Below are 25,491 nucleotides of genomic sequence, written 5' to 3'. Positions count from 1 at the left end.
AACGCCGAGCGCCGATACCTCGAGGTATCGGCGCTCGGCGTTTGTGTGGTCTCAGGCGGAGGCCATCTTGTAACCGGCCTTTTCGACGGCCTGCTGCACGGATGCGTCGCTGATGTCGTTCTCGCTGGTGAGAGTGATCGCGCCAGCGGCGAGGTCGACGTCGACGTCGACGTCGAGGATGCCGGGGATCTGCTTGACCTGGTCGGTGACCTTGCCGGCGCAGCCGCCGCAGGTCATGCCGGAGATGGTGTAGGTGGCGTTGGTTGCCATGGGTGAACCTTTCTGGTGGATTCCGTGCCCGGGTCGGGCCGGTTGTTGTGGGGTCCTGCCTACGAGGCAGGACCCCTGGGGCCCCGATTCGTCTCAGGGAGCCCAGAAGTGCGAGGTCAGGCGATTGCCGGCTCGGGCCGGGACACCTCCGCGTCGGTGTCGGAGCCAGTTCGGGGACCGCTGTTGGTCGCTCGGAAGCCGCGCAGCCGGAGGCTGTTGGAGACCACGAACACCGAGGAGAACGCCATCGCGGCTCCAGCGAGCATCGGGTTGAGCAGTCCAGCGGCTGCCAACGGGAGGGCCGCGACGTTGTAGGCAAACGCCCAGAACAGGTTCCCCTTGATGGTGGCGAGGGTGCGTCGGGAGAGCCGGATCGCGTCGGCGGCCGCGCGGAGGTCTCCGCGGACCAAGGTCAGGTCGGAGGCCTCGATCGCGACGTCAGTGCCGGTGCCCATGGCCAGGCCGAGGTCGGCCTGGGCGAGTGCCGCGGCGTCGTTGACTCCGTCACCGACCATGGCGACGGTCCTGCCCTGCTGCTGAAGTCGCTTGATCACATCGACCTTCTCCGACGGCATCACCTCGGCGATGACCGTGTCGGGGCCTGCCTCGATGCCCACCGCCGTCGCAACCGCCGTGGCGACGGCGGCGTTGTCGCCGGTGAGCAGCACCGGCGTCAGCCCGAGGCCGCGCAGCTGGCCGATGGCCTCGGCGGAGGTCGGCTTGATCGCGTCGGCCACGACGAGAACCCCACGAGCTCGACCGTCCCAACCGACCGCGACCGCGGTCTGGCCCTTCTCGGCGGCTTCAGCCATCGCCGCCTTCAAGGGCGGCGTCAGGTCCTGGGACCACTCGGCAAGCAGTTGCGGTCGTCCGACCAGGACGGCGTGCGAGACCTCCCCGTCGACGATGATCCCCTGCACACCCAAGCCTTCGATGTTGGCGAAGTCTTCGACCGCAGGGAGGTCACCGACCTGCGCAGCCGCGCCCTTGGCGATGGCCTGGGCGATCGGGTGCTCGGAGGCGTCCTCGAGGGCGCCGGCGAACCGCAGCAGCTCATCGACGTCCTCGCCATCGGCTACGACCGTACGGACCAGGGTCATCTGACCGGTGGTGACGGTGCCGGTCTTGTCCAGGACGATGGTGTCGACCTTGCGCGTGGACTCCAGCACCTCGGGCCCCTTGATCAGGATGCCGAGCTGGGCGCCACGCCCCGTGCCCACCATGAGAGCCGTCGGCGTCGCCAACCCGAGCGCGCACGGGCAGGCGATGATCAACACCGCCACGGCGGCAGTGAATGCCGCGCCGACGCCACCGCCCGTGCCTGCCCAGAACCCGAAGGTCGCCACAGCCAGGCCGATCACGATCGGCACGAAGATCCCCGAGACCCGATCCGCCAGGCGCTGTGCCTGAGCCTTGCCGTTCTGGGCGTCCTCGACCAGCTTGGCCATCTGGGCCAGCTGGGTGTCGGCACCGACCCGGGTGGCCTCGATCACGAGTCTGCCGCCAGCATTGACGGTCGCGCCGACCACGAGGTCTCCGGGGCCGACCTCGACCGGCACGGACTCGCCGGTCACCATGGAGGCGTCCACGGCCGACGAGCCTTCGAGGATCAGACCGTCGGTGGCGATCTTCTCCCCGGGCCGGACCACGAACCGGTCACCAGCTGCCAGCTGGTCGATGCCGATCCGTTCCTCGATGGGGCCGCCGGGGCGCTCGCGGAGGACCGCGACCTCCTTCGCGCCCAGTTCGAGCAGGGCACGCAGCGCAGCGCCGGCGCTGCGCTTGGAGCGCGCCTCGAAGTAGCGACCCGCCAAGATGAACGTGGTCACTCCTGCGGCGGCCTCGAGATAGATGTTGCCGGATCCGTCGGTGCGGGCGATGGTGAGCTCGAACGGGTGGGTCATACCCGGGGCTCCGGCGGTGCCGAAGAACAACGCGTACAGGGACCAGCCGAGCGCTGCCAGGGTGCCCACGGAGATCAGCGTGTCCATGGTCGAGGTGGCGTGCTTGAGGTTGGTCCAGGCCGCCTTGTGGAAGGGCAGAGCGCCCCAGACCACCACCGGGGCGGCGAGCGTCAACGAGAGCCATTGCCAGTAGTCGAACTGCAGCGCCGGGATCATCGCCATCGCGATCACCGGGACTGTCAATACCGCAGAGACAACCACCCGGTTGCGCAGGGCGCGCACAGAGTCGTCCTCGGTGCCAGTCTCCGCAGTCGATCCCTGGCTCGACGTGCCCTTTGGCTCAGGGAGGCGCGCGGTGTAGCCGGCCTGCGAGACCGCCTCGACCAATGCGGTCGGCTCGATGCCGTCGGCGTAGGTGACCTTGGCCTTCTCGGTGGCGTAGTTGACCGTTGCGGTCACACCCTCGAGCTTGTTCAGCCTCCGCTCGATACGGTTCGCGCACGAGGCACAGGTCATGCCACCGATAGCCAGCTCGACCTGATTGCCACGGGCACCGCTCTCGGGCGTGACGTCATCGAGCGCGCTCATCGTCTCTTCCTTCCATACCGAATGCTTCTCGTTCTCGTGCGTGCTGGTCGGTTCTGGTCATGCGGGTCAGTGGCTGTGCTCGCCGTGACCGCCCGAGCCGGATCCGCTGGGCTGTGCGGTGGACTCAGCTGCGCTGGGTTCGCCGGACGCGGGCGCGGACCTGCCGGCCTGGACGGTGAACTCGGCGGTTCGGACCACACCGTCGTGCTTGAAGTCCAGGTACAGGCGGTACGGACCGGCAGTAGGCGCGGTGGCGAAGAAGGTGACATCCGGGCCGGGCTTGGTGATGCCATCGCCCGGCTCACCCTCCGGGTGGACGTGCAGGTAGGCAAGGTCTCCCGAGCGCAGCGCCACCAGGTGTCCGTACGCGGCGAGGTAGGGCTGCAGGTCGGTCACCGCCTTCCCATCACGGCTCACCGTCAGCGTCAGCTCCGAGGACTCACCGGGAACGAGCTGCCCCATCAGCGAGACGGTGTAACCGTCGACCTCCGCAGTCTGGCTGACCGGCGGCAGCGGCGTCGGCTGGTAGGTGCCTGGGACCAAGATGTCGCCGCCCAACGGCATGGTCTCGCCGTGGGCCGCGGCCCGGAAGTCGGCAAAGACCCGCCACGCCCCGGGCGTGAGGTCTACCTCGATCGTCCAGGTACCCGCCTCATCACCCGACCTGGCCAAGGTGGGGTGCAGGTGCTGGAACCCACTCATGTCTCGCCGGACCGCGATGAAGTGGAGCTCCTCGTCATGGGTGGGCTCGTAGTCGGTGACGGGCTGCCCGTCAGGTCCGATCACCCGGAACTTCACCGGAGTACGTCCTGCGGTCAGGATCGTCGAGTCCAGGTCCAACGTGTATCCGTTCTCGGAGATCATCAGCCCGCCGGGCTGCTTGGCAGGCGCTGCACCGTGGCCGGCCTCTCCGTGGCCTCCTGAGTGGCCGGTGACTTCCGCGGTCCGGCCGATCGGCCCGGTGGCATTGCCGACGCCGAACGCGACGGCGAGGACTGCAACAAGGGCGGCGATGAATCCGCCCAGCTTGAGCGATGTCTTCACGGGAGGCTCCTGATTCGGGGACCAAGTCGATATGGCCGGCTGGCTTCTTCTCGTAGATACTATACCCCCGTATGGTATCTCGCGAACCAAGGCACCCCGAAGCCCGCCGCGGCCCAGAGCATGACGCCCTCGAGGTCGGAAGAGAGGGGTCGACAAAAGTCACGCCCACCGGCGGCCCCTGGCCGGTGGGCGTGGTCTCGTCTTCGTCGATCAGCTCAGCGCGCTTGGCCCCGACCTCGTCGCCGGGACCGGCTCAGGTGAGGGCGAACAGGGTTCCGCCGACCGGGAACCGGTTGGCGAAGACGCCCGGCCCCCTGCTCGAGAAGGGCGGCTCGTCGGGGATGATCTCCGGGCTGGGGTCGGGTTCCGGATTGTGGCCGTGCGACATCTCGACCATGGCCGGGTAGAGATCGGCGAAGTCGATCGTGCGACCGTTGAACGTGAACGGCGTGCTTTCGAGCAGGCTGTAGTTGACGCGGGTGTCGAACACTCCTGCACGTGGATCGATCTGGAAGAACTCCTCGGCCTTATAGGTCGCCACGAGCTCACCACGCTGGAACGAAGCGCGATCGTCAAAGCTCCGCGAACCGTCGGGCGACGCGTCGAAGTAGACCCGGAATCGGGTCTCCGATGACGACCGCCCAAAGGTGTGGCCCTGGAAGTCGCTGTCGTGATCGGTCACGAAGCCTTCGAGAGTGATGCCGCTCCGGATCGCGACCAGGTGCGCACTCTGCGGGCCGCGCCCGAACTCCGCAACCGCGTCTGCGGCGAAGAGCGAGACGTCCTCACCGAAGACGGGCGCGTCATGATCGAACAGCCCGAAGACAACGAAGCGGCCCTCGAAGCGCGCGCCGTCGACGTCCCCCGGCGGGTGACCTTCCAGACGACCGCGTCCCGCGAGCTGCATGGCGAGCCGTAGGTGAGGACTGTTCATGTGTGAAGCCTCCTAGATGACATGGCGCTTATGCGTGTACGGTATACGCAACGGCGTCGGCCCACAAGAGTGTCACAACACGCGACTCCCCTGGTCGGCGTTCCGCAATCGCGAGCCCGTCGATCCAGGAGCGTTCCATGTCACTGTCACCCGGTCGCCGAACCGTGCTGGTCGTCCAGCCCGACCACGAGGATCCGCTTGAGCTCTTCGACTCGGTCTTCCGGTCGAGCGGCGTCGCAGCGACGATCGTGAGACCGTTCGACGGCGAACCGGTCCCCCGCCAGGTCGAAGCCGACGGACTCGTTGTCCTGGGCGGAGACATGGGCGCGAACGACGACCATGAGTATCCATGGCTCGCCGATGTCCGCCACTTGCTACGAGTGGCAGTCGACGAACAGGTGCCCACCCTGGGAATCTGCCTGGGCGGCCAGCTCCTGGCTGCCGCGTGCGGTGGCACCGTCGCGCGCGGGGAAGCCGGAGTCGAGGTGGGCGCCGTCCCCATCGATCCTCGCCCCGAAGCGTCGGACGACTCCCTGGTTGGCCAGATCACGTGGCCGGCGACGTACGCGACGATGCACCGGGACGCCATCGTCAGCCTGCCGACCGATGCGGTCTGGCTCGCAGAGTCGGGAATGTACCCACACCAAGCGTTCCGTCTGGGCCAGTGCGCGTGGGGCCTCCAGTTCCACCCAGAGGTCTCGCTCAGCCGATTCCGACGGTGGGCCGATCACCTCAGCGATGACGCCGAGACCAGCAGGCGGATGCAGCACGGAACGGCCGAGTTCGCCCTGAACTCGCGCCAGGTCGCAGTCTCCGCGCACGAACTCGCGACCGGCTTCGCCAGAATTCTTCGCGAGCACGAGGGTGTCCCTCACTCCCCGTCCTCACGCGAACCCACGGCATAACGCATATACGGAATACGGTAGCCTAATATGGAGTCAGGGTGCCGCGGTAGCGCACGACCACCCTTCGGGCAGTCCCCACTCGCCCGCGATATTGGCGGCAACTCATCCACGAGGAGTAAGCATGTCTGAGCCAGGTCCAAGCCCGAGGAGCATCGCCCCGGTGGCCAGCCCGCGAAACGCCCTGGCGAACGAGGTGTACGAGAACCTGCTCGACGCCCTCATGAGCGGCCGATTGGCGGCCGGCGACCGCCTCGTGATGGACCGGCTCGCCGAGGACCTGGGCGTTAGCCGGTCTCCGGTACGCGACGCGCTGCTCCGTCTCCACAGGGAAGGCGTGGTCGAGCCCGGAGGACGGCGCGGCTATCTGGTGCGCGAGGGGTCCGACATGGACATCCACAACTTCTACGCGGCTCGCACCGCGGTGGAGGCATTCGCCGCCGAGCAACTGGTCGCACTCGACATCGACGCATGGGGAGAGCTGCGCGAGCTGCTCAACAGGCTCGCGGCGAAGGCGCCGCTGTCGGTCAAGGAGTCCTTCGACGCGAACCGTACGTTCCACCGAGCGATCGTCGCCGCGACGGGCAACACCTATCTCGAGGACATGTTCGACACCATCTGGAACCGCAGCCGCACCGCTCTGACCTTCCGTTCTTTCGCGGCGGCTCATCCCTACGCTGGATTCGTGCCCGATCACGCCAAGCTGATCGACGCGCTCGAGCAGGCTGATCCCGAACAGGCGCGGACCCTGATGACCGAACACATCGCACACGGTCTTGAACAGACCACCTCAGACGCCGGCTCGGTCGACGCAATGGGCTGATCTCTCCGGACTTCTGGTTGAGATCGTCTCAAGACCGGCCGGCGTCTTTGCGGGCATGAACCCCGGCGGCTGCGGAGCACGCGCCGCAGAGGGGTCCGTTCTCAAAGGACAGATGCCAAAACGTACGCCACCCGATGGTGCTCATTCCGCAGGCTGTGGACATGGTGGCATCGCGCCGGATGTGCCAGGCACCCCAGGGGTGACGGCCTTGGGGGTGCGCTGGGTCCAAGTGCTTCGTGGTCACGAGCCACTTGGTCCCAGGACTCGCCGGTCGTACTTGATCGACATGACGTTCTCGCACGAGTCTGCCTTCCTGAACGGTAATCGCTGGAACAGCGGACGCCCCGGCGCCCGGCGGCATGGCCAGGGCGTCCGCTGGGTCTCATTAGGCGCCCGGTGCACCCGGGATCCAGTTGGTGCCCGCGAGCGGCACCCGGGCCATGGCCGCTGCTTCGACGGTGAGTGCCACGAGGTCCTCCGGCTCGAGATGCGTCACGTGGGCCTTGCCGCAGGCGCGGGCGATGACCTGGGCCTCCATGGTGAGGACTCGGAGGTAGTTGGCCAGCCGACGGCCGCCCTCGACCGGATCGAAGTGCCGTGAGAGCTCGGGATCCTGGGTAGAGATGCCAGCCGGGTCCCGTCCGTCCTGGTAGTCGTCGTAGTACCCCGCTGCGGAGCCGATCTTGCGGTACTCATTGTCGAGATGCGGATCGTTGTCGCCGAGCGCGATCATGGCGGCCGTCCCGATCGCCACTGCGTCCGCGCCGAGCGCCAGCGCCTTGGCGACGTCCGCTCCGGTGCGGATGCCCCCCGACACGATCAGCTGGACTCCGTCGGGTTTGCGATGGACGCCGAGCTCCTGAAGGGCCTGGACGGCCTGCGGGATCGCGGCCAGCGTGGGAATACCGACGTGTTCGATGAAGCAGTCCTGCGCGGCTGCGGTGCCACCCTGCATGCCGTCAACGACGACCACGTCCGCCCCGGCGTTCACTGCCAGTTTCACGTCGTAGTAGGTACGCGTCGCGCCCATCTTGACGTAGACCGGCTTTTCCCAACCGGTCAGCTCACGGATCTCGCCGATCTTGATCGCGAGGTCGTCGGGCCCGCACCAGTCCGGGTGTCGGCTGGCGCTGCGCTGGTCGATCCCCATCGGCAGGGTCCGCATCCCGGCCACCCGCTCGGAGATCTTCTGACCGAGCAGCATGCCTCCCCCGCCAGGCTTCGCGCCCTGTCCGACGCCGATCTCGATGGCGTCGGCCTTGCGGAGGTCATCGGGATTCATGCCGTACCGCGACGGAAGGTACTGGTAGACGAGGTGCTTGGACTGCCCACGCTCCTCCGGGGTCATACCGCCGTCGCCCGTGGTCGTCGAGGTTCCCGCCTCGCTCGCCCCACGACCGATGGCCTCCTTGGCCGGTCCGGACAGGGCGCCGAAGCTCATCCCAGCGATGGTGACCGGGATGTCGAGATGGAGTGGGAAGGCGGCGTTGCGCCCGCCCAGCACCACATCGGTGCCGCACCGCTCGCGGTAGCCCTCCAGGGGGTAGCGGCTGAGGGTGGCGCCGAGGAACAGCAGGTCGTCGAAGTGCGGAACCTTCCGCTTGGCCCCGCCGCCGCGAATGTCGTAGATGCCCTTGTCCGCCGCGGACTGGATGGCGTGGATGGTGGCCGGGTCGAAGGTGGCGGACTGTCGAAGTCCGCGCCGGGCCAGCTCGATGTCGTCCATGATCATCTCCTGGGGTCTCAGTACGCGGAGTGGTTGTCGATGTGGAAGTTGTAGAGCTTGCGGGCGGACCCGTAGCGGGTGTACTCGCTCGGGTCGTCGTCGTAGCCGGCGCGCTCGAGCAGCTGGCGGAGCTCTTCGATGTGCTCGGGGCGCATCTCCTTCGCGGTGCAGTCCGCACCAAGAGAGGCCACGCTCCCGCGAACGTAGATGCGCGTTTCGTAGATCGAGTCTCCGAGCGCATCGCCGGCATCGCCACGAACGACCAGGCGGCCGGCCTGGGCCATGAACGCGCTCATGTGGCCGATCGAACCGCCCACAACGATGTCCACACCCTTCATCGAGATGCCACATCGGGCTCCGGCGTCGCCCTCGATGACGAGCAGCCCACCGTTGCCGGTGGCGGCCGCCGACTGGGACGCGTTGCCCACCACTCGCACCACACCGCTGATGATGTTCTCTGCGACCCCGACGCCGGCGCTCCCCTGGATCGTGACCTCTGCCTGCTTGTTCATCGCGGCGGCGTAATAGCCGACGGACCCCTCGATGGTGACCTGGCGAGTGTGGTCCATTCCGACCGCGACAGCGTGAGCCCCGCGGGCGTTGCGAACGACCACCGGCTCGCCCTCCTCCAAGGGCTTCAGCCCCTGAGCGGGGCGCCCCTGGAGCAGGTCGTTGACGACCCGCAGGGTCGTGTCGGCCAGGTCGACTTCGCGGGCCTGGGTGACGGTCATCGTGTCCATGCGTAGATCCTCTCGGGCTCGGGCTCGTAGATGCGGGCGTCGTCGATGCCCGGGAGTTGGACGAGGGCGCGGTACTCCGAGGCCATCGCGACCCAGTCGGGGTGCTCCGCGATGACTGCCGGCTTGAGGGCGATGGCGTCGCGAACCACGGCGAACGACTCGGTGTTGCTGACCAGGAGTGTGTAACCGCCGTCGAAGGTTGCGAGCAGCTCCTTCAACGCCGTCTCGACGTCGTACCCCTGCGCCAGACGATCGGCGACGAACCATGCGCCGACCTCGGTGTCGTTCTCCGAGCTGAAGGTGATGCCCTTCTCGCGGAGGTGGCGGCGCACGGATGCGTAGTTGTGGAACGACCCGTTGTGGACCAAGCACTGGTCCAGTCCGACGTTGTAGGGGTGGCACCCACCGGCCGTGACCGCTGACTCCGTGGCCATCCGAGTGTGACCGACGCCCTGCCAGCCCTGCGCCTGGGGAAGGCCGTACGCGTCCGCGAGGTCGCGCGGTAGACCGACGCCCTTGAGTACGGCGAGGTGCTCACCGAAGCCTGCGATCAGCGCCTTGGGGTACGCCGCGAGGATCGCCGCGCGGAGCTGATCGGCACCCAGGTCGCGAGGCACGTGCGCGACGAAGGTCGGACCGGCATCGATGACCTCGACCGGACTTCCCAGGGCGTCGGTCAGCGCGGTGGCCGCGTCCTGCTCTGCGAGGCCGGTCGACAGCGCACGCGAGGTCGAGTCCGGCACGAACGACACGGTCATCCGCCCCTCGGGCGACCACCGCGGGTCGCCATAGACGGCGACGCCCGCAGACTCATCGCCGCGGTCGGTCATCTCGACCAGCATCCCTGTCAGCAGTTCGCCGAGTCGGGGATGCAGCTCAGGGTTGCGCAGATGCAACCCGACGATTCCGCACATGTGGTGTCAGTCCTCTCAGTGGTTAGGTCAGGGTTCACACCCTGCGAGGTCTTGCTTGGCCTCGGCCGACACTCGGGTGTCGACGATTGGCGATCGAATGGTTCAGTCAGCCGATCGGGTCGTCATGCTGACCCGGGCAGTGAGGCCTTCGGTCACGTCGACAGAGTCGACGATGGCCACGATGGCTAGGTCGGTCGCAACAGTTCGCGTCTCTGGAGCGAGCCGCGCGGCCGATCCCCTAGCGAGTAGGACCCGGTCTCCCGGGCCGGCTCCCACGAGGTCAACTGCGACCTCGCACAGGGTGTCAGTGGGTCGATCGATGCCGACACGCTGCACCACAAGCAGGCGGTGTGACCTCAAGCTCGACACCTGTTCAGGTGCGGTCACAGAACCGAGCACATCTCCTAGTTGCATTCGTACACCGTATACGAATTCAACAGTCGAGTCAACACACAGACCGATCCACGCACGACGAAAAAGACGCGGCCCCGGACATAACGGTCCGGGGCCGCGACATCACGAATCAACTCAACGGCGCACGCGATCGGTGGTCTGATCGAGGTCTGGGCCCGCGTCCTTGTCTTCGTCGAGCACCACCGCGCCATGCGCGTCATCGGCCAGGACGACGTGGCCGATCGTCTCGTACTTCAACGGGTCAGAGCGGCGCAGGTAGAGTGCCTGCGCAGCTCCCCACACAAAGAGCGCGGCCGAGATGTAGGGCACCATCTTGAACAGGAGCGACGAGGCCGCAGGTCCCGCTGCCGTGTCGAGGTTGTCGATCATCAGGGCCACCACGGCTGCCATCGCCAGTCCGCCGACGACGGGGGCGACCTTGGTCCGCCAGATGTTCTCCTCTGGATGGTGCTGGGTGAAGTAGCGGAAGACGGCGGCCATCGTGATCGTCTGCACGATCAACAACGAGAACGTGCCGAGCACGGCGAGGAGGACGAAGACGTCCAGGTACGGGTCCTTGTCGAACGCCGCGAAACCACAGAGCCACATCACGGCGACGAGCGTCTGGAGACCGGAGGCGACGTAGGGCGAGTGATGGCGCCGGTGGGTCCGGCCCAGAATCCTGGGAAGCAGACCCTCGCGGCCCAGCGCGTATCCGTAGCGTGACGCCGCATTGTGGAACGCCATGGCGCAGGCAAAGGATCCTGTGATCATCAGCCACTCCATGACCACGACGGCCCAATGACCTACGTACGTCTCCGTGGGCGCGAAGAAGAGCTGGAGCGGGTCGGCGCTGGTGCTCAGCCGGATCGACTCCGTCGCGCCGTTGCCGGCGATGGTCATCCAGGACACGAAGATGTAGAAGACCCCGACTCCGGTGACGGCGATCATGGTGGCGATGGGGATGATCTTCTTAGGGTTTCGAGACTCCTCGCCGTACATGACCGTTGACTCGAAACCGGTCCAGGACCAGAAGGCGATGAACATCGCGAGGCCGATCGAGGCCACGGCGATCCCGTTGGGCCTAAAGGCCCCTGCCGGATCAAGCACTTCCGGCATCAGACCGTCAGGTCCCCCACCCTGCACCAGGACCGCGAGCGCCATCACCCCGAGGATGGCGATCTCGGTGAGCAGCAGCACGGTCAACACCTTGGCCGCGACGTTGATCTCGAAGTAGGACAGCACGGCGATGGCGACGAGACCCACCAGGGCGCACACCAGCCAGGGCACCTCGATGCCGACCTGGTTGGCGAGCGTGTTGCGGGCGAAGTAGGCAAAGATGCCGATGATGGCGCCCTCAAACACCGAATAGCTGAAGGTGACCATGTAGCCCGCGCCAAGGCCCGGAACCCGCCCGATGCCACGCGATATGAAGCCGTAGAACGCGCCGGTCGATGTGACATGCCTCGCCATCGCAACATAGCCCACAGCGAAGACCGACAGGATCATTGTTGCCCAGATGTAGGTGGCTGGCGCACCGGTGCCGACGCCGAAACCCACGCCGACCGGCAGGTTCCCGCCCATCGCGGTGATGGGCGCGGAGGTTGCGACCGCCATGAACACCACATCCCACAAACCGAGAGCGTTCCTCTTCAGCATCCCGGCAGAGCGGTGCCGGGCAGTCCCTTCCTCGAATGTAGCCATCGGAGATTCCTCCTCGTCCGGCCTCAAGCGGCCGGGTCGTCCGGATACGGAGCCGAGGTCTCCGCTGGTCCCACATCACTCATACGGTTTCGAGTACCGTATACGAAATGCAAATCTGATACAAGGGGCTCCGACTTACAAATGGTCGACGTCGCCCGTAGGTCGTCTGTGCTGGGCGGATCAGCGCGCGTTCATGCGCGCGCTCCCGGCCCATAGGCGAGCGCGAAGGAGCTTTCGCCGTTGATGAGGCGGTCCGCTCCGAGCTGGCTGATGTCGACGGGCGATTCAGTGCCCAGGATCTCGGCCGCGAGGCACTCCCCGATCGAGGGCGCAAGCTTGAACCCGTGGCCGCTGGTGCCCACCGACATGTAGGCGCCCTCCACGCCAGGGACTGCGCCAACGATCGGGTGCCAGTCGGGGGTGAAGTCGTACGGACCGGCCCAACCACGTACGGGCCGAGCGTGAGCGAGTGCCGGGAACCGTCGACGGAACCGTTCGGCAAGCTGTTGGTCGTGCTTGGCCGAGACGGAATAGTCGAAGTCGCCGAGAGCGTCGGCCGGACGCTCAGGCGAGTACGCGACGGCCAGGAACTCGTTGGCTCGGTCAGGGCGGACGACAAGGCCAGAGACACCGTCGGAGCAGACCACCTGGGGAATCAAGCCACCGGCCGGGACTCGCCACACCGAGACCTCGATGCGGCGTAGCCGGATCGGCGGCTCCCACCCGACGTCGGCAAGCAACGGACGTGCCCACGCGCCGGCAGCTACGACCACCGTGTCGGCCTCGATCACTCCGCACGATGTGCGGACACCGACGACGCGGCCGTGTCGGACGATCAACGATTCGACACCCGCGCCAAACCTGGCCTCCATACCCATCGACGCGGCCGCCGTGATCCAGCCGAGGATCATGAGGTACGAGTTCGCGAACCCACTGTCGGGCTCGTAGGCGCCGCCCGCCACCCCCTCGAGGTTGATGAGCGGCTCGATCTCGGCGATCTCTTCCGCCGTCACGAACCGCGTGTTCAGCCCGAGCCGCTGCAGTCGACGTACGTTCGTAGTGCACGCCTCGAGGCGCTCCTCGGGAACGGCCAGGAGGTAGCCCGAGCGCACGAAACCCGCGTCCGCGACACCGACGCTCTCGGACCAGTCCCGGATCGTCTGCGCGCCGCGGATGGCGAGCTTGGCGGTCACGTCGTTGGAATAGTGGTGCCTGACCATCCCGACGGTTCGGCCGGAGTCACCGGATCCTGGCATCGCCTGGTCCAGGAGCAACACCTTCCCCGCCCCGCCCTTGGTGAGCTGGTATGCCACGGAGGCGCCGTACAACCCGGCGCCCACCACGATCACATCCACCTTCGACGGCATGGGGCCGCGCATTCCGTTCAGACCCTCAGCACTCATCTCGATTCCTCATTTCGATCGATCCTCGTCACCGCGCGATGTTGTGCCAGTCCTGACCGCGGCGATCTAGACCTGCAGCTCGGCCAGGGCCTGGAGCCCGCGGCGCACGCCGTTCGCGGCCGCCTGAACCGCCGTCCGCTCGTCGGCCGAGAGTGGCACCTCGACCACCGACTTGAGCCCGTGCTGATTGAGCGTCGCGTTCACCCCGAGAACGGTGTCCTCGACGCCGTACTGGTCGTCCAGCCACACCGAGGCCGGAACCGGTCCTGGCCGTGCACCGCGCAGCGCGTTGACGATCTCGAGCGCCGCGTGAGCGGGAGCGATCGCCGGCGGCCGCGTCGACCGGAGACTCTGCACGTGGTCTGCCGCCACCCGGGCGTCAGCAAGAGCGGCCTCGAGCTCGGACGGGCGCAACACGTCCCCGACCGCCCGGCCACGCACGCGGGCCGACGACAAGAGCGGCACATAGGCACCGTCGGCGCCGAGAGCAACCGCTTCGACCTCCTCACGGGCGACGCCGGCATGGGCGGCGAGAGCATTCACCAACCGCACCGAGGCCAGCGTCGCACCGGTCCCGATGACCTTCTCCGGCGCGAGGTTCCCCGAACGCCTCAGCTGTTCTGTGAACACCTCCGACGGCCAACCGCCGAAGATCACCACAGCGTCGGGAGCGTGTGAGGCGATGGACTCCGCCGCGAGCTGCACCTCTCCGAGGAGCACCTCGGTCATTCCGGGCAAGCAGGCGGCCTCAGGGGCGACCACGACCACGTCGGCGCCGGCGATGTCGGCGCGGTCGGTCCCGCTCACGACGTCGGTGCTCTTGCCGATGAGCGGGGCGGCCTGCCGAAGGTCCTCAGCCACGCTGGCGGCCAAGCCAGGGATGAGATCGACGATCTTGACACGGTCACAAGCACCCTCGGAGGCGAGCAGGCCGGCGAGTGCGCTCCCCATACCGCCCGCTCCGATGATCGCGATCTTGTCGAACCGCACGGCGCGTACGTTGGTTCGGCGACCTGCCGGCACGAAGCCCGGATGCCGACGGTAGAGCGTCCGACTCAGCGCCCTGCCGGGCTCGGTGCTGAGCGGAGGCGCCTTCGTCGTCGGCGCCCGGAGCAGGCGCATACCGAGCCGGTCGACCGCGTCGAGCGCCTGAGGCGTGACGATGTCGGTTGGTTCGGCGACGACCTTGCGCTGCCCACGCCGGTAAGCCGCGCGTACGACCTCCTCGCCGACGACGTTCACGACCGGCCTTCAAAGGCTGAGAGGGCCTCGACCGCGGTGTCCACCGCCGCCCGGACGTCAGCCTCGGACCCAGTCATGAAGAGCCTGCCGAACCGACCGACCGAGTTGACGTCGAGGAAGCTGATGGACGCAGACTTCTCCGCTTCATTGGCCGCAGCCATGATGTACGCCGCCGGGGCGCACTCCACGATGCCGAGCGTGTTGCCAGGCACCAGCAGCGAACCGGCCTTGCGCTTGTTGAGCAGCTGCGCCTGGTACGGCTCGACGGACGTGATGACCTGACGTGACTCGACCGTCGGCGCGCGGCGGCTCTCGAGCGGAAGGCCCAAGTAGGACAGAAGGGCCTCACGCGCAGCAGTGATCTCGGAGTTCACCGGCGATCGCAGCACGAAGAAACCGAACTCCCGCTCGACAACCTGGGACGCGGCCTGGACGTCGGCCGCCTTGAGGGCCACGTCGACGACGCGGAACACCTCGTTGCCTGGCCCCATCTCCCCGATCAGCAGGGTGTCACCGGCAAGGGGCACTGCCCCCTGCACCACTGCGCCCGTGTAGGCAGCGAACTGGGGCTGAAGGCGGTCGATCTGAAGGAGTGCGCGCAGGTCGAACGCGTTGCTGCTGGCCATCAGGAGGTCCTCTCGTCGAGCAGGTCGGTGATCGAGCGCCAAGGCCGCGACTCGTAGGCCACGCGCTTGATGTTGATGAGATGAAGTGCAGTGACGTTGTCGGAGACGATCGACCCGGACACCGACCCGGTGCCGAGCATGAAGCTGGGGTCGATGTCACACGACCATCCGATGCCTCCGTGCAGACAGGGCGTGTCGACGAGCACCCGGGCGGCCGGCACCCGCGAGAAACGCGTGACGACATCGGGGTCGGTGGCGTGCACGGCAGCCGTGTGCCCCAGGCCACCGAACTCGAGGATGTCGTGTGCGCGACGAATGCCTTCGTCTGCGCCATCGACGACATAGAAAGCAAGTACTGGGGCGAGCTTCTCCGCCGACAACGGGGTGGACCGACCGACCGAGTCGAGCTCGGCCAGAATGACTCGCGTGTCCGGCGGAGTCTCAAACCCGGCGAGCTCACCCAACTTGTGTGGCGACTGGCCGACGCTGTCGACGACCAGGGCACCATTGGGTCGGAACAGCACCTTCCCGAGAGCTTCGGCTTCACGCCAGGTGCAGAAGTAGCCGCCGGCCGAACGAATCGCGTGCTTCAATCTGTCAGCGACAGGCCGGTCCACGATGATCGCCTGCTCGGCGACACACGCCGTGCCGTAGTCGAACGACTTCGAGCTGAGCAGCATGTCTGCCACCTCGTCGAGGTCGTCGGCGCGGCTGCGGTCGACGTAGACCGGAACGTTGCCGGCACCCACCGCCAGCGTTGGCTTGCCCGAGGAGTACGCCGCTCGGACCATCGCGGGACCGCCGGTCGCCATCACGATCGCCGTGCGCTTGTGCTTCATCAGCTCGGCCGTGCCTGCCAGGTCACCACTGACGAGGCACTGGATCAGACCTCGCGGCGCGCCGTGTGCCTCGGCCGCATCCGCCATGACACGCGCCGTCTCTGCGCAGCACTTTGCTGCACGCGGGTGCGGAGCATGGACGACGGCATTGCCGGACTTGATCGCTGAGAGTGTCTTGAAGATGACGGTCGCGGTCGGATTGGTGACCGGAACGATCGCCGCGACCACCCCCATCGGCTCTCCGATGCCGGCTACGCGAGTCACCTCGTCCCGCCACAAGACACCGAGAGTGCGGACACCTCTGAGCCAGTCGGCGACCGCCAAGGTGTTGAAGAGGTTCTTCAGCTCCTTGTCATCGACGTTGCCGTAGCCGGTCTCCTCCACCGCGAGCGCACCGAGTCGCCTCGCTTCCGGTGCCACCGCGCGAGCCAGGACCTCCACCAGATGGTCGACCTCGTCCGGCGACCACTGGCGGAACTTCTGCCACGCGTCATGTGCCGTCTGAGCAGCCTGTCGAGCCTCTTGAATGGCGTCCAGGTCTGAATAGGTCAAACTCATGCGAGCACCTCCTGGGCGAGTGCGTTGTCAGCGCCGTCGAGAGCGCGACGGATCTCATCGGGGCGCATGCGGTCAAGTCCGAGTGCGGCCATGGTGCGGCCGTGACGAGCGTGATCGAAGCCATCGATTGCCGACGCCAGGGCGATGAGCGATGCCGTCGCTGGTGTCGGAACGTTGGCGATGGCCGCGGCGCTGGCGATCGGCACCAGGCAGGTGGACACCGCGTCGCGGACCTCCGCTTCGCCGACGACAGGCGCACGGAGCCGACTGAATGCAGTCACCTCATCCAGTGCGGTGACGGTGTCTTTCTCCGTCGTGCCTAGAGCGACCTCCAGCCACTGGTGGAAGCTGGCGAGCTCGCGGACCCCGAACGCGAACGCGGTACGACGGCGTTCGGCATCGACACGCGAGATGACACTCTCGACGAGTGCCGCGGGCAGCCGCTCGCGGACCGTCGCGGGCCCGGGCGCCGACGCTGAGAGAAGAGCTGGGACGGCAACCAGCAGGCCTGCCATGTTGGCGAAACTTGTATGCAGGACGCCTGCGGCAGGCTCGACTGCCGGGAACAGGGTGCGGAGCACCGACACCGCGCCTTGGGTCGCTGCGTTCGACAGTGCAGCGCCCAGCACGCGCTGGTGCTCAGCCTCGATGGTCAGCTGTCCCGGGTGGCGCGAAGTCACCAGATACGGAGCCGAGCACAGCTCGACGACGGTGACGTCCTCGCTCGGCCGCTGTCGACGCAGTCCCCTGGCGACCTCCAGCGCCCCCATACTCCGACCGGGCGCCAATACGATCATCTGGCCGGATCGGAGCACGGGAGCAAGGAGTGCGGCATAGGTCGCGTGGGCGCTGGCAGGGACCGCAAGCACGACCACATCCGCTCCACGGATTGCGATATCGAGCTCCGGAACCACGCGAATCCCCTGTGAACGACGTCGAGCGTCGCCGGCGACGAATGCGTAAGAGCCTGCCAGAGACCCACCATCCACCTCGATAGCGCCGGCGTCAGTCAGTTTGCGCGTCTCCTCACCGAACGCCGAGTGCAGCGTGACCTCGGTACCACCCGCGAGAGCAGCGCACGCGATCGACTGACCCACCGGGCCGGCGCCGATGACCGCGACCGAGGAGACCGTGTCGGCATGAGGTGTCATCGGTGATTGCTCCAACTGCGCGAGCATCTGCTCGAACATGAATTCCTCCGATCGCGATCGGACTACCGCGGCCGGGCCGGCACCGGTGTATCACCGGCCGGCTCGGCCTCAAGCGGGTCCTGGTTGGGTAGGTCAGGCTTCGATCTGCGGCAGCGCGCGCGCCAGATCCGTGTGCGGGCGCGCGATCACGTGGATCGAGAGCACCTCTCCCACCTTGGTGGCGGCCACGCCGCCGGCGTCTGTTGCGGCCTTGACGGCACCCACGTCGCCGCGGACGATCACGGCCACCAGGCCGCCACCAGACGCCTCTCGAGCAATGAGCTCGACGTTTGCAGCCTTGACCATCGCATCGGCGGCCTCGAGAGCCGGGACCATGCCACGGGTCTCAATCATGCCGAGCGCTACCTGGGGAACTTCGGGCATCGGAGCAGCCTTCCTTCTCTTCGAGCCGGCACTTTTCCGGGACTCAGTCATTACGTGTACCGTATACGGAGTACGAACTAGCTGTCAAGGCCCCCTGGCACTGTTTCCAGCGCTTTTTCGCACCAACCAGCGGGCCCATGGGCACGAAAAGGTGCGTCGAGGCCGGGGCGACCGCCGCCAGCGGTCGCCCCGGCCTCGACGGGGACATCAAGTAGGTCAGATCATCAAGTAGCGCTTGGTGTCCCAGTCGCTGACCGTCGAGATGAAGCTCTGCCACTCCGCGCGAGCGAGGGTCAGGTAGTCCGCTACGGCGTCCTTGCCCAGAATGTCAACGATGCGCGCGTTTGCCTCCGCGGACACGATGGCGTCCTGGAGCGTCGTCGGGAGGGGCGCACCCACACCGTAGAGATTGCCGACGCCCTGCTCGGGAGGCTCCTTGCCGTCCTCGAGACCGCACGCGACCGCAGCGAGCATGCTCGCGATGGCCCAATGCGGCTCGGCGTCGGCACCCGGGGTGCGCAGTTCGAGGCGCGTGCTGGTAGGGCCTTCGCGCAGCGAGCGCAGTGCGGTAGTGCGGTTGTCGACGCTCCAGCCACTTGTGGTCGGCGCGAAGGAACCTGGTTCGAAACGCCGGTAAGCATTGACCGTAGGGGCCTGGTAGACAGCGAGGCCGGGCAGGTTGTTGAGGATCCCCGCGGCCGCGTGCCGCATGACCTTGTTCTCTCGCCCGTCCTCGAGACCCATGGCGGGGTTACCGTCGCGCCACAGCGACACGTGCAGGTGCATCGAGCTTCCCGAGTAGACGTTGAACGGCTTGGCCATGAAGGTCACCTCGGCGCCGGCGCGACGGGCGAGCTCGCGCGTGGCGTACCGGAAGAAGGTGGCCTCGCCGGCGACTCGCAGCGCTTCGTCGTGGCGGATGTTGAACTCGCACTGCGCAGGGCCGTACTCGACGTTGCCGGCCTCGACGTCCACGAAGCCCATGAGGCCCTGCGTGAGCGAGCCGAAGACGGGCTCCATCACGTTGGCACGCTCGAGCGAGTATGCCTGGAGTCCGTCGGCGAACGGCTGACCGTCCTTGTCGATCAAGTAGAACTCGATCTCGACTCCGACCGACGTCGTGTATCCGAGCTCGGCGAGACGGTCGACAGCGCGGTGAAGAACGCTACGTGGAGCGGTCGGGACGAGGTCGCCGTGATGGTTGTACACGTCGCAGTGCACGAGCCCGGCGTCCGAACGCCAGGGCAGGTAGCGGAAGGTGGACAGGTCGGGGCGGGCGATCAGATCCGGCATGCCGGTGTCCCAACTGGAACCCACCATGCCGTCGACCACATCACCAAGCACGTCCCACGACAGGGCGACATCACAGAAGGCGACGCCCGGACCCGTCACTTTGTCGATGAAGTGCTTGACCGGGATGCGCTTACCCCGCGGGTGACCCTGATGGTCTGACCAGAGGATCTCGATCTCCTTCAGGCGACCAGAGGCCGCCTCCGCTTCGATGTGTCGAAGCGCTTCCTCGTGACCGAGGCCCTTGAGCCCCGGGCCGTCGAACTCGGCTGCCATGAATCCTCCTACAGATCTCTTAGCCATGCGCGTCGCATGCGCTCGTGCTGAGGGGTTCGGTGGCGCCCCCGCGAGTGAACTCCGATGGGACCGGCGACGACGCCATTCTGAACTTTCGTACACGGTATACGGAACGTGCTTGCCCGTCAATGCCCTTGCGCACGTTGCTGGACGCCGGCCGGTGCGACATCTGCAGTCACCGCTCCCCCATCCGTTGACCTGAGGACTTCTCCTGAACCAAGTCTGCGAACGGGCTCCGACCGAACCATCGCGGAAACTCACCAACGAGGAACTGTGGCCCTTCGATCTCGACGAGCCCAGCCCCCAGAGCAGCTGGAAGTGCGCGGTGGCCATACCACACTTCATTCAGGACGCGTGGTGTCGCTGTCACGATGAGGTCGACGTCGTAGTCCGGAGATCCAAGACACGCCCCCGACCCCTTGGAGTCAGCGCGTATCCACCCGCGCGAGGGATCGGTATCCGGGAACCGGAACTCGATGCAGATCCCGCCACCAGGGATGGCATTCCGATCCATCCCTTGGTGCATCCGCCACAGCAGCAGGGCAGGATCCGACTGTCGATCCGTCGGGCGCGGGAAGCGCCAGTCGACAGTCCACGCGCCAATCGCCTTGATCACCGGGTACAGGGCGCGGCCAGCATCGGTGAGCGCATACTCATGCCGCCTGGACGGCGAATCGATCGGCAACCGCTCGAGCAGACCAAGGTGCTCCAGATGACGCAGCCGGTCGGACAGCACACTCCGATTCAAGCCAGGCAGGCCGCGGTGGATGTCGTTGAACCCGCTCGATCCGACCATCAACTCACGGACGACAAGCAGGGTCCATCGATCGCCTATCAGGTTGGCGCCGATCGACACCGGACAGTACTCAACCGGGGGAACCGCCCCGGTCAACGGATGAATCTCCACCAGATTCCGCTCATCGGACCCGATCGATGTCATCTGAACTCCCTCTCGTGAGGCCGCCGGTCGAACCGATGCCATCCCGAACGACCACAGCTTCGGACCTGCAGCGCTACGCGCGGAAGAAGTGATTCGTATACGGTATTTGTTCAAACCTGAGAGTGCAAGGGGTAACGCTCGGTTCAGCCCGAATTTGCCAACCAGGGGCTTCCGGTCGGCGAGGCGGGGCGTCCTCGCGAGGCAATCTGCAGGGCGAGCCGGGTGGTGGCCGCACCTATAGCGAGTTGCACTCTCTTGGGTCCGGGATCGATCGGAACCGGGACCTACGCCGCCTGATCACGAACGGTAGGTCCGGATCTCGTACTAGAGGTTCCCCGCGAAGCGCCCTTGACTGTACCGAAATCTGGACCTCCACGCCGACTTCCTGCAGTGACGCGGCGTCCGGAGGCTGACCCGAGGAGCGCAACATGACTCACCCGAAAAGTCGCCCGAGGCCCATGGGCCGGATCGCTTTCGCAAGCCTCATCGGCACCACCGTCGAGTTCTACGACTTCTTCATCTTCGGCACCGCCGCCGCCCTTGTGTTCGGCGCCACCTTCTTCCCCGCCCTGGGCCCCGCAGGTGGGACTTTGGCCTCGCTCGCCACGTTCGGCGTCGCGTTCGTCGCCCGCCCGTTCGGCTCGGCATTCTTCGGACACTTCGGCGACCGCCTCGGACGCAAGGTGACCCTGATCTCCACGCTCATGTTGATGGGCGGTTCCACAGTCGCGATCGGTCTGCTGCCCACAGCGGCCACGATCGGTGCCGCCGCCCCGATCCTGCTGGTGCTCCTCCGGATCCTGCAGGGCATCGCACTGGGCGGCGAGTGGGCCGGCGCGGTGCTGCTGGCCGGTGAGCACGCGCCGTCGGAGAAGCGGGGCTTCTACACCATGTTCCCCCAGCTCGGCCCAGGGATCGGGCTCGCACTCGCCCTCGGGACGTTCTTGGCCACCGGCCTGACCATGTCCAACGAGGCGTTCGTGTCATGGGGCTGGCGGATACCGTTCCTGGCCAGCGTGGTGATGGTCGCGATCGGTCTTTTCGTCCGACTGAAGATCGCAGAGACTCCCAACTTCGAGAAGCTGAAGTCCGCGAACCATGTGGCCAAGGCCCCGGTCTGGGAGGTCATCCGGAACAAGCCCGTGCAGCTTCTCGCCGGCGCAGGGTCCCTCGCGATGGCATTCGCCATGTTCCACACCGGTGCGACCTGGCTGATCGGATACGGTCCGACGGCACTGGGCCTCAGCCGCAGCACCGTCCTGTCCCTCGGGGTTCTCGGAGCGCTGGCGTTCGCCGCGATGGTCCTGGTGGGCGGAGCACTGTCCGATCGTCGCGGCCGCCGGTTCGTCATCATGAGCGCTGCTCTGGTCTCGATCCCATGGTCGCTGGTTCTGCTGCCCATCGTTGGCACAGGCGCTCCGCTGGCCTTCGCCGTCGCGGTGATCGTGACGCTCGGAATCTCCGGATATGCGTACGGCCCTGTCGGCGCCCAGCTCCCCGAGCTGTTCCCGACCCGCTACCGCTACACCGGCGCCGGCATCGCCTACAGCCTCTCCGGAGTCGTCGGCGGCGCACTCCCGCCTCTCATCGCTGAAGCGTTGATCCCCCGCTTCGGCACGCAGGCCGTCGGCTACTACCTCGTCTGCTACGGGCTGATCACGGTCGGCTCACTACTCGTGCTGCGCCTTGAGACCAAGGCGATCGACTTCGACGCCCTAGAGACCACCGAACCCGAAGGAGCAGCACAGGCCTGAACCGGCCAAGCAGCGCTCATCGAGGCTCCACAACAACGAATACAGAATCTGGAAGGTGATCACATCATGAAATCACGCAGGCTACGGCGAGGCTGGCTCCTCGCCCTTGCGATGGCCACCGCACTGGTGGCCAATCCGATCCAGCCGGCGACAGGCGCTGACCCAGAGACCGTCAACGAGGTCCGGACTCGTCTGCTCGGCGCCGGTTGGGACGATCCCAACGAGATCCGGGGTCGCTCGATCGGCAACACCACGTGGCTGGTCTCGTACGGCGGGACTGTCATCCTTCACGACTCCACGATCGAGGACCAGCTGACCGACACCGGAGAGAATGCCGAGACCAACGGCTACGTCAGCCTCGACGACATCGTCGCCGCCAAGCCCGTCGCGATCCTCCAGGACCACACCCACTTCGACCAGCAGCACCACGCCGCGCAGGTCGCCGCCCGAGCGGGCACGCCGATCGTCACCGACCTGGGTGGCTGCGTGTGGACGAAGACCGACGCCATCAAGCTCGGCCTCGACCCTGCGGACGTGAACTGCAACCTGATCCGGGACGCCTCAGGAAAGCCCTTCTTCACAAATGACTCCTACTTCCTGCCGGTCGGTCAGGGGCTCGACCTCGGGATCGACGACCTTCTCGACGGCCTCAATCTCAACCCAGACCTGAGCGGCGCCGTGGGCGAGGACGCCACGCTTGGTGACTTCTTCACGTTCACCGCGTACGGCGACAAGGGTTGGCCCGAAGACCCGCTTCCGGGCGGAATCGATGCCATGGCGACGCAGATCAAGCACAGCCCGACCTTCACCAACCGCCCGTACCCCGAGCACCTCGACAGCGGGCCGAGTGTCGACCCCCTGGCGTCGGCCCAAGACATGCTCGAGGACTACAAGGACGCCAGCCCGGAGGAGATCGCCAACAACATCTGGGGGATCTACGCTCCGTTCGACCTCGAAGGATCGAACATCGCCTGGCGCGTGAAGTACCGCGACTTCTCGCTGGTCCACCACGGCTCGACCGGCCCGACCAACGCGATCGAGCCTGGCGCCACCGACGTCAAGCGCGCCTTGGAGACCCTGTCGCAGGACGACCGTGTCGACCTCGAGATCGGCGGGCTCGCCGAGCAGGTCTTCTACCTCTACGGCGGTGAGTCCCACCCCGAGCAGAAGGAGTACGCCCGCGCGATCGGGGCGAAGAAGTACTTCCCGACGCACCACTACAACTGGTTCCCTCAATGGCTCACGCAGCCGGCTGCGACCTACTGGCCGGCAATGCAGGAGACCTGGGCTGCTGGCCGGAAGGAGTACGGCACGAAGTTCCCGGAGATGTGCTACCTGACCGAGGACAACTACGCCACGCTCTGGTCGACCAAGGCATCCACATGGGCCGGGGACAAGGTCGGCACGTTCACGCCGCTCACCGGACCGGGTTGCTACACGGGATGATCCGATGCGCATGATTCAGCCCCGCATGTCGAGGCTGGGCCGCGCAGCAATGGTGGTGGGGCCGGCGACGGCAGGGGTGCTCAGCATCCTGTCGTTGCTGGCTCCGCCAGCTGCCTTCGCCCATCGCGATCCGACGATCGCCGTCGTCCTCACGGGCGTGACGCCGAAGCTGCCCGAAGGGGTGGTCCTCGAACTCCTCGACAGCGAGATGACCTACGCAGCCCTGAGGAACGATGCAGAAGAGCCCGTGTACGCCCTCGATCGGGAGCGCAAGCCGTTCCTCCAGGTGTCGGCCGACGGCGTGTACGGCGACCTCGATTCACCGTATCTCCAGTCGGCCCCCGGGCAGATCACGCAGGACTCGACGGTGAAGCTCGACTGCTGCCCCGACGGCAGATGGGCCCGACTGAGCACCAAACCGGCGTGGGTCTGGCCCGATCCTCGCCTCGATCCCCCGCTGCGCACGCCGACGACCAACGATGACCGCGGCCTCGGCGGCATGCCCTCCGACGAGCCGCTCGCCCATTGGGACTTCGATCTTCGCTACGACGACACCAGGTACACGGCCAAGGGAGTTGTCGAACGGCGGCAGGTCGGCGAAGTGACGACGAAGATCGAGCACGCACCAGACGGGATCTCTGCCTCGGTGATCGAAAGCAGGCCGCCCCAGATCAGGATCCAGGTAAGCAAGGGAACTAACGTCGAAGTCCTGGATGCCGACGGCGCCAGCTTCATCCAGATCTCGCCAAGAGGCGCCTACGGCCGAGTCGCAAGCGCCTCGTACCAGGCGCACCTCCGGGCGACAGGTCTGTCGACACCCGAAAGCGGGGCCTGGCAGCCGATCGCCGGTGGTGGCCCCGGCAAAGCCACCTGGGCCGATCTGCGCCTCGACTACCAGGCCAACATGCCTGACGATGCCGGGCAGGCCCAGGCTGCGTCGGTCGACAAGTGGAGCATCCCTGTGCTCGTCAACGGCGAGCGCTCCGAGATCAGCGGCGTGTCGAGGTGGAAGCCGGCCACGCCGCCGCCCCTGCCGAGCGAGGAAGGCAGCACCGGCTTCTGGGCAGCAGGCGGCACGGCGTCGTACCTCGTCGCCGGGGGCCTGACCATCGCTGTGCTCGGCGCGTACGCGCTGTCCCGCGCTCGAAGGAAGGAACCAACATGACTGTTAAGGACACGCGACTCCGCGTCGGGTCGGCCGTTGCTGCACTGGTGATCGCATTCGGCGTAGCCGGCTGCGGAGGATCCGACGAGGCGCAGACCCCATCGATCACCAAACCAAAGGAGCTGTTCAAGGACGTAGCTCTGTCCTACGACTCCCGCACCGCAGCCACGAAGCCGAAACGTGTCGAGGTCGCTCAAGGGCAAATGGTCGTCATCGCCGTCATCAGCGATGTCCCGGGGATCGTCTCGGTGGAGGGACACAACGTCGAGCGCGACGTGCGCGCGAAGGAGGTCAGCACCCTGGTCATCAGCGCCGACGCGTCAGGCTCCTATGACGTGACGATGAAGGGCAAGGGCGTTGACACACATCTAGCCGAACTGGAGGTCACAAAGTGAACAGGATCAGCAACGTCAGG

The 25,491-nt window shown here is 66.6% G+C and carries 23 protein-coding genes; 6 read left to right on the top strand and 17 right to left on the bottom strand.

The features are described from left to right. Positions 1-51: 51 nt before the first annotated feature. From ABZY89_RS11960 to ABZY89_RS11945, 4 genes are all read right to left on the bottom strand, one after another. Complete coding sequence (locus ABZY89_RS11960; protein ID WP_355227347.1) at positions 52-270, bottom strand: heavy metal-associated domain-containing protein; 219 nt, start codon at positions 268-270, stop codon at positions 52-54. 116 nt (positions 271-386) lie between these two features. Continuing rightward, positions 387-2,762 (bottom strand): heavy metal translocating P-type ATPase, encoded by a 2,376-nt coding sequence (locus ABZY89_RS11955; protein WP_355227345.1) that lies wholly within the window; start codon positions 2,760-2,762, stop codon positions 387-389. A 66-nt stretch (positions 2,763-2,828) separates the two neighbouring features. Beyond that, on the bottom strand, positions 2,829-3,806 hold the full coding sequence (locus ABZY89_RS11950; RefSeq protein ID WP_355227344.1) for a hypothetical protein: 978 nt from the start codon (positions 3,804-3,806) through the stop codon (positions 2,829-2,831). Positions 3,807-4,059: 253 nt separating this feature from the next. Continuing rightward, entirely contained in the window at positions 4,060-4,740 is a 681-nt protein-coding gene (locus ABZY89_RS11945) for a hypothetical protein (protein ID WP_355227342.1), read from the bottom strand. A 137-nt stretch (positions 4,741-4,877) separates the two neighbouring features. Here ABZY89_RS11945 and ABZY89_RS11940 point away from each other — a divergent pair, with 137 nt between their 5' ends. Next, positions 4,878-5,645 carry a type 1 glutamine amidotransferase gene (locus ABZY89_RS11940; protein WP_355227340.1) on the top strand — a complete coding sequence of 256 codons (768 nt, stop codon included), beginning with the start codon at positions 4,878-4,880 and terminating at the stop codon, positions 5,643-5,645. A 160-nt stretch (positions 5,646-5,805) separates the two neighbouring features. Continuing rightward, positions 5,806-6,465: a GntR family transcriptional regulator gene (locus ABZY89_RS11935; protein WP_355227339.1), complete on the top strand. Its 660-nt coding sequence runs from the start codon at positions 5,806-5,808 to the stop codon at positions 6,463-6,465. A gap of 385 nt (positions 6,466-6,850) precedes the next feature. On the opposite strand, the gene ABZY89_RS11930 is transcribed toward ABZY89_RS11935, so the two are convergent. From ABZY89_RS11930 to ABZY89_RS11870, 13 genes are all read right to left on the bottom strand, one after another. Continuing rightward, on the bottom strand, positions 6,851-8,191 hold the full coding sequence (locus tag ABZY89_RS11930; protein ID WP_355227337.1) for an FMN-binding glutamate synthase family protein: 1,341 nt from the start codon (positions 8,189-8,191) through the stop codon (positions 6,851-6,853). Positions 8,192-8,208: 17 nt separating this feature from the next. Beyond that, positions 8,209-8,931, bottom strand: coding sequence for a hypothetical protein (locus tag ABZY89_RS11925; RefSeq protein ID WP_355227335.1), 723 nt, complete (start codon positions 8,929-8,931; stop codon positions 8,209-8,211). After that, the gene (locus tag ABZY89_RS11920; RefSeq protein WP_355227333.1) at positions 8,919-9,845 is read right to left on the bottom strand and encodes a hypothetical protein; all 927 of its coding nucleotides are present in this window, start codon (positions 9,843-9,845) and stop codon (positions 8,919-8,921) included. The genes ABZY89_RS11925 and ABZY89_RS11920 overlap by 13 nt, the downstream gene beginning before the upstream one ends. Positions 9,846-9,947: 102 nt before the next feature. Next, positions 9,948-10,259, bottom strand: a complete 312-nt coding sequence (locus ABZY89_RS11915) for a EutN/CcmL family microcompartment protein (RefSeq protein ID WP_355227331.1) — start codon at positions 10,257-10,259, stop codon at positions 9,948-9,950. Positions 10,260-10,373: 114 nt separating this feature from the next. Continuing rightward, entirely contained in the window at positions 10,374-11,942 is a 1,569-nt protein-coding gene (locus ABZY89_RS11910; RefSeq protein WP_355227329.1) for an APC family permease, read from the bottom strand. A 191-nt stretch (positions 11,943-12,133) separates the two neighbouring features. Continuing rightward, positions 12,134-13,345 carry an FAD-binding oxidoreductase gene (locus ABZY89_RS11905; protein WP_355227327.1) on the bottom strand — a complete coding sequence of 404 codons (1,212 nt, stop codon included), beginning with the start codon at positions 13,343-13,345 and terminating at the stop codon, positions 12,134-12,136. A gap of 66 nt (positions 13,346-13,411) precedes the next feature. Further along, positions 13,412-14,587: an NAD(P)-binding domain-containing protein gene (locus ABZY89_RS11900; protein WP_355227326.1), complete on the bottom strand. Its 1,176-nt coding sequence runs from the start codon at positions 14,585-14,587 to the stop codon at positions 13,412-13,414. Further along, positions 14,584-15,213, bottom strand: a complete 630-nt coding sequence (locus tag ABZY89_RS11895) for a BMC domain-containing protein (RefSeq protein WP_355227324.1) — start codon at positions 15,211-15,213, stop codon at positions 14,584-14,586. The genes ABZY89_RS11900 and ABZY89_RS11895 overlap by 4 nt, the downstream gene beginning before the upstream one ends. Next, positions 15,213-16,610 carry an aldehyde dehydrogenase family protein gene (locus ABZY89_RS11890; protein WP_355227323.1) on the bottom strand — a complete coding sequence of 466 codons (1,398 nt, stop codon included), beginning with the start codon at positions 16,608-16,610 and terminating at the stop codon, positions 15,213-15,215. The genes ABZY89_RS11895 and ABZY89_RS11890 overlap by 1 nt, the downstream gene beginning before the upstream one ends. Further along, positions 16,607-17,800 carry an NAD/NADP octopine/nopaline dehydrogenase family protein gene (locus tag ABZY89_RS11885; RefSeq protein ID WP_355227322.1) on the bottom strand — a complete coding sequence of 398 codons (1,194 nt, stop codon included), beginning with the start codon at positions 17,798-17,800 and terminating at the stop codon, positions 16,607-16,609. Before ABZY89_RS11885 ends, ABZY89_RS11890 begins: the two co-directional genes overlap by 4 nt. 93 nt (positions 17,801-17,893) lie before the next feature. Next, positions 17,894-18,184, bottom strand: coding sequence for a BMC domain-containing protein (locus ABZY89_RS11880; RefSeq protein ID WP_355227320.1), 291 nt, complete (start codon positions 18,182-18,184; stop codon positions 17,894-17,896). A gap of 216 nt (positions 18,185-18,400) precedes the next feature. Next, positions 18,401-19,750 (bottom strand): glutamine synthetase family protein, encoded by a 1,350-nt coding sequence (locus ABZY89_RS11875; protein WP_355227318.1) that lies wholly within the window; start codon positions 19,748-19,750, stop codon positions 18,401-18,403. 196 nt (positions 19,751-19,946) lie between these two features. Continuing rightward, positions 19,947-20,711, bottom strand: a complete 765-nt coding sequence (locus ABZY89_RS11870; protein WP_355227317.1) for a helix-turn-helix domain-containing protein — start codon at positions 20,709-20,711, stop codon at positions 19,947-19,949. A 428-nt stretch (positions 20,712-21,139) separates the two neighbouring features. Here ABZY89_RS11870 and ABZY89_RS11865 point away from each other — a divergent pair, with 428 nt between their 5' ends. The 4 genes from ABZY89_RS11865 (at position 21,140) to ABZY89_RS11850 (ending at position 25,471) form a co-directional block, all read left to right on the top strand. Beyond that, positions 21,140-22,465: an MFS transporter gene (locus ABZY89_RS11865; protein WP_355227315.1), complete on the top strand. Its 1,326-nt coding sequence runs from the start codon at positions 21,140-21,142 to the stop codon at positions 22,463-22,465. 66 nt (positions 22,466-22,531) lie between these two features. Continuing rightward, complete coding sequence (locus tag ABZY89_RS11860) at positions 22,532-23,911, top strand: hypothetical protein (RefSeq protein ID WP_355227313.1); 1,380 nt, start codon at positions 22,532-22,534, stop codon at positions 23,909-23,911. A gap of 4 nt (positions 23,912-23,915) precedes the next feature. Continuing rightward, on the top strand, positions 23,916-25,076 hold the full coding sequence (locus ABZY89_RS11855) for a hypothetical protein (RefSeq protein WP_355227311.1): 1,161 nt from the start codon (positions 23,916-23,918) through the stop codon (positions 25,074-25,076). 47 nt (positions 25,077-25,123) lie between these two features. Continuing rightward, positions 25,124-25,471: a hypothetical protein gene (locus ABZY89_RS11850; RefSeq protein WP_355227310.1), complete on the top strand. Its 348-nt coding sequence runs from the start codon at positions 25,124-25,126 to the stop codon at positions 25,469-25,471. Positions 25,472-25,491: the final 20 nt, after the last annotated feature.

The organism is Nocardioides sp. NPDC006303 (assembly GCF_040613175.1).
In the GTDB taxonomy this organism is placed as follows: Bacteria; Actinomycetota; Actinomycetes; order Propionibacteriales; family Nocardioidaceae; genus Nocardioides.
This window is presented reverse-complemented; position numbering and strand designations above follow the sequence as displayed.

What these genes read in the sequence shown, in the direction of transcription:
- ABZY89_RS11960 (WP_355227347.1), bottom strand. Translation starts at nt 270, where the DNA reads ATGGCAACCAACGCCACCTACACCATCTCCGGCATGACCTGCGGCGGC.
- ABZY89_RS11955 (WP_355227345.1), bottom strand. Translation starts at nt 2,762, where the DNA reads ATGAGCGCGCTCGATGACGTCACGCCCGAGAGCGGTGCCCGTGGCAAT.
- ABZY89_RS11945 (WP_355227342.1), bottom strand. Translation starts at nt 4,740, where the DNA reads ATGAACAGTCCTCACCTACGGCTCGCCATGCAGCTCGCGGGACGCGGT.
- ABZY89_RS11940 (WP_355227340.1), top strand. Translation starts at nt 4,878, where the DNA reads ATGTCACTGTCACCCGGTCGCCGAACCGTGCTGGTCGTCCAGCCCGAC.
- ABZY89_RS11930 (WP_355227337.1), bottom strand. Translation starts at nt 8,191, where the DNA reads ATGGACGACATCGAGCTGGCCCGGCGCGGACTTCGACAGTCCGCCACC.
- ABZY89_RS11925 (WP_355227335.1), bottom strand. Translation starts at nt 8,931, where the DNA reads ATGGACACGATGACCGTCACCCAGGCCCGCGAAGTCGACCTGGCCGAC.
- ABZY89_RS11920 (WP_355227333.1), bottom strand. Translation starts at nt 9,845, where the DNA reads ATGTGCGGAATCGTCGGGTTGCATCTGCGCAACCCTGAGCTGCATCCC.
- ABZY89_RS11915 (WP_355227331.1), bottom strand. Translation starts at nt 10,259, where the DNA reads ATGCAACTAGGAGATGTGCTCGGTTCTGTGACCGCACCTGAACAGGTG.
- ABZY89_RS11910 (WP_355227329.1), bottom strand. Translation starts at nt 11,942, where the DNA reads ATGGCTACATTCGAGGAAGGGACTGCCCGGCACCGCTCTGCCGGGATG.
- ABZY89_RS11905 (WP_355227327.1), bottom strand. Translation starts at nt 13,345, where the DNA reads ATGAGTGCTGAGGGTCTGAACGGAATGCGCGGCCCCATGCCGTCGAAG.
- ABZY89_RS11895 (WP_355227324.1), bottom strand. Translation starts at nt 15,213, where the DNA reads ATGGCCAGCAGCAACGCGTTCGACCTGCGCGCACTCCTTCAGATCGAC.
- ABZY89_RS11890 (WP_355227323.1), bottom strand. Translation starts at nt 16,610, where the DNA reads ATGAGTTTGACCTATTCAGACCTGGACGCCATTCAAGAGGCTCGACAG.
- ABZY89_RS11885 (WP_355227322.1), bottom strand. Translation starts at nt 17,800, where the DNA reads ATGTTCGAGCAGATGCTCGCGCAGTTGGAGCAATCACCGATGACACCT.
- ABZY89_RS11880 (WP_355227320.1), bottom strand. Translation starts at nt 18,184, where the DNA reads ATGCCCGAAGTTCCCCAGGTAGCGCTCGGCATGATTGAGACCCGTGGC.
- ABZY89_RS11875 (WP_355227318.1), bottom strand. Translation starts at nt 19,750, where the DNA reads ATGGCAGCCGAGTTCGACGGCCCGGGGCTCAAGGGCCTCGGTCACGAG.
- ABZY89_RS11870 (WP_355227317.1), bottom strand. Translation starts at nt 20,711, where the DNA reads ATGACATCGATCGGGTCCGATGAGCGGAATCTGGTGGAGATTCATCCG.
- ABZY89_RS11865 (WP_355227315.1), top strand. Translation starts at nt 21,140, where the DNA reads ATGACTCACCCGAAAAGTCGCCCGAGGCCCATGGGCCGGATCGCTTTC.
- ABZY89_RS11860 (WP_355227313.1), top strand. Translation starts at nt 22,532, where the DNA reads ATGAAATCACGCAGGCTACGGCGAGGCTGGCTCCTCGCCCTTGCGATG.
- ABZY89_RS11855 (WP_355227311.1), top strand. Translation starts at nt 23,916, where the DNA reads ATGCGCATGATTCAGCCCCGCATGTCGAGGCTGGGCCGCGCAGCAATG.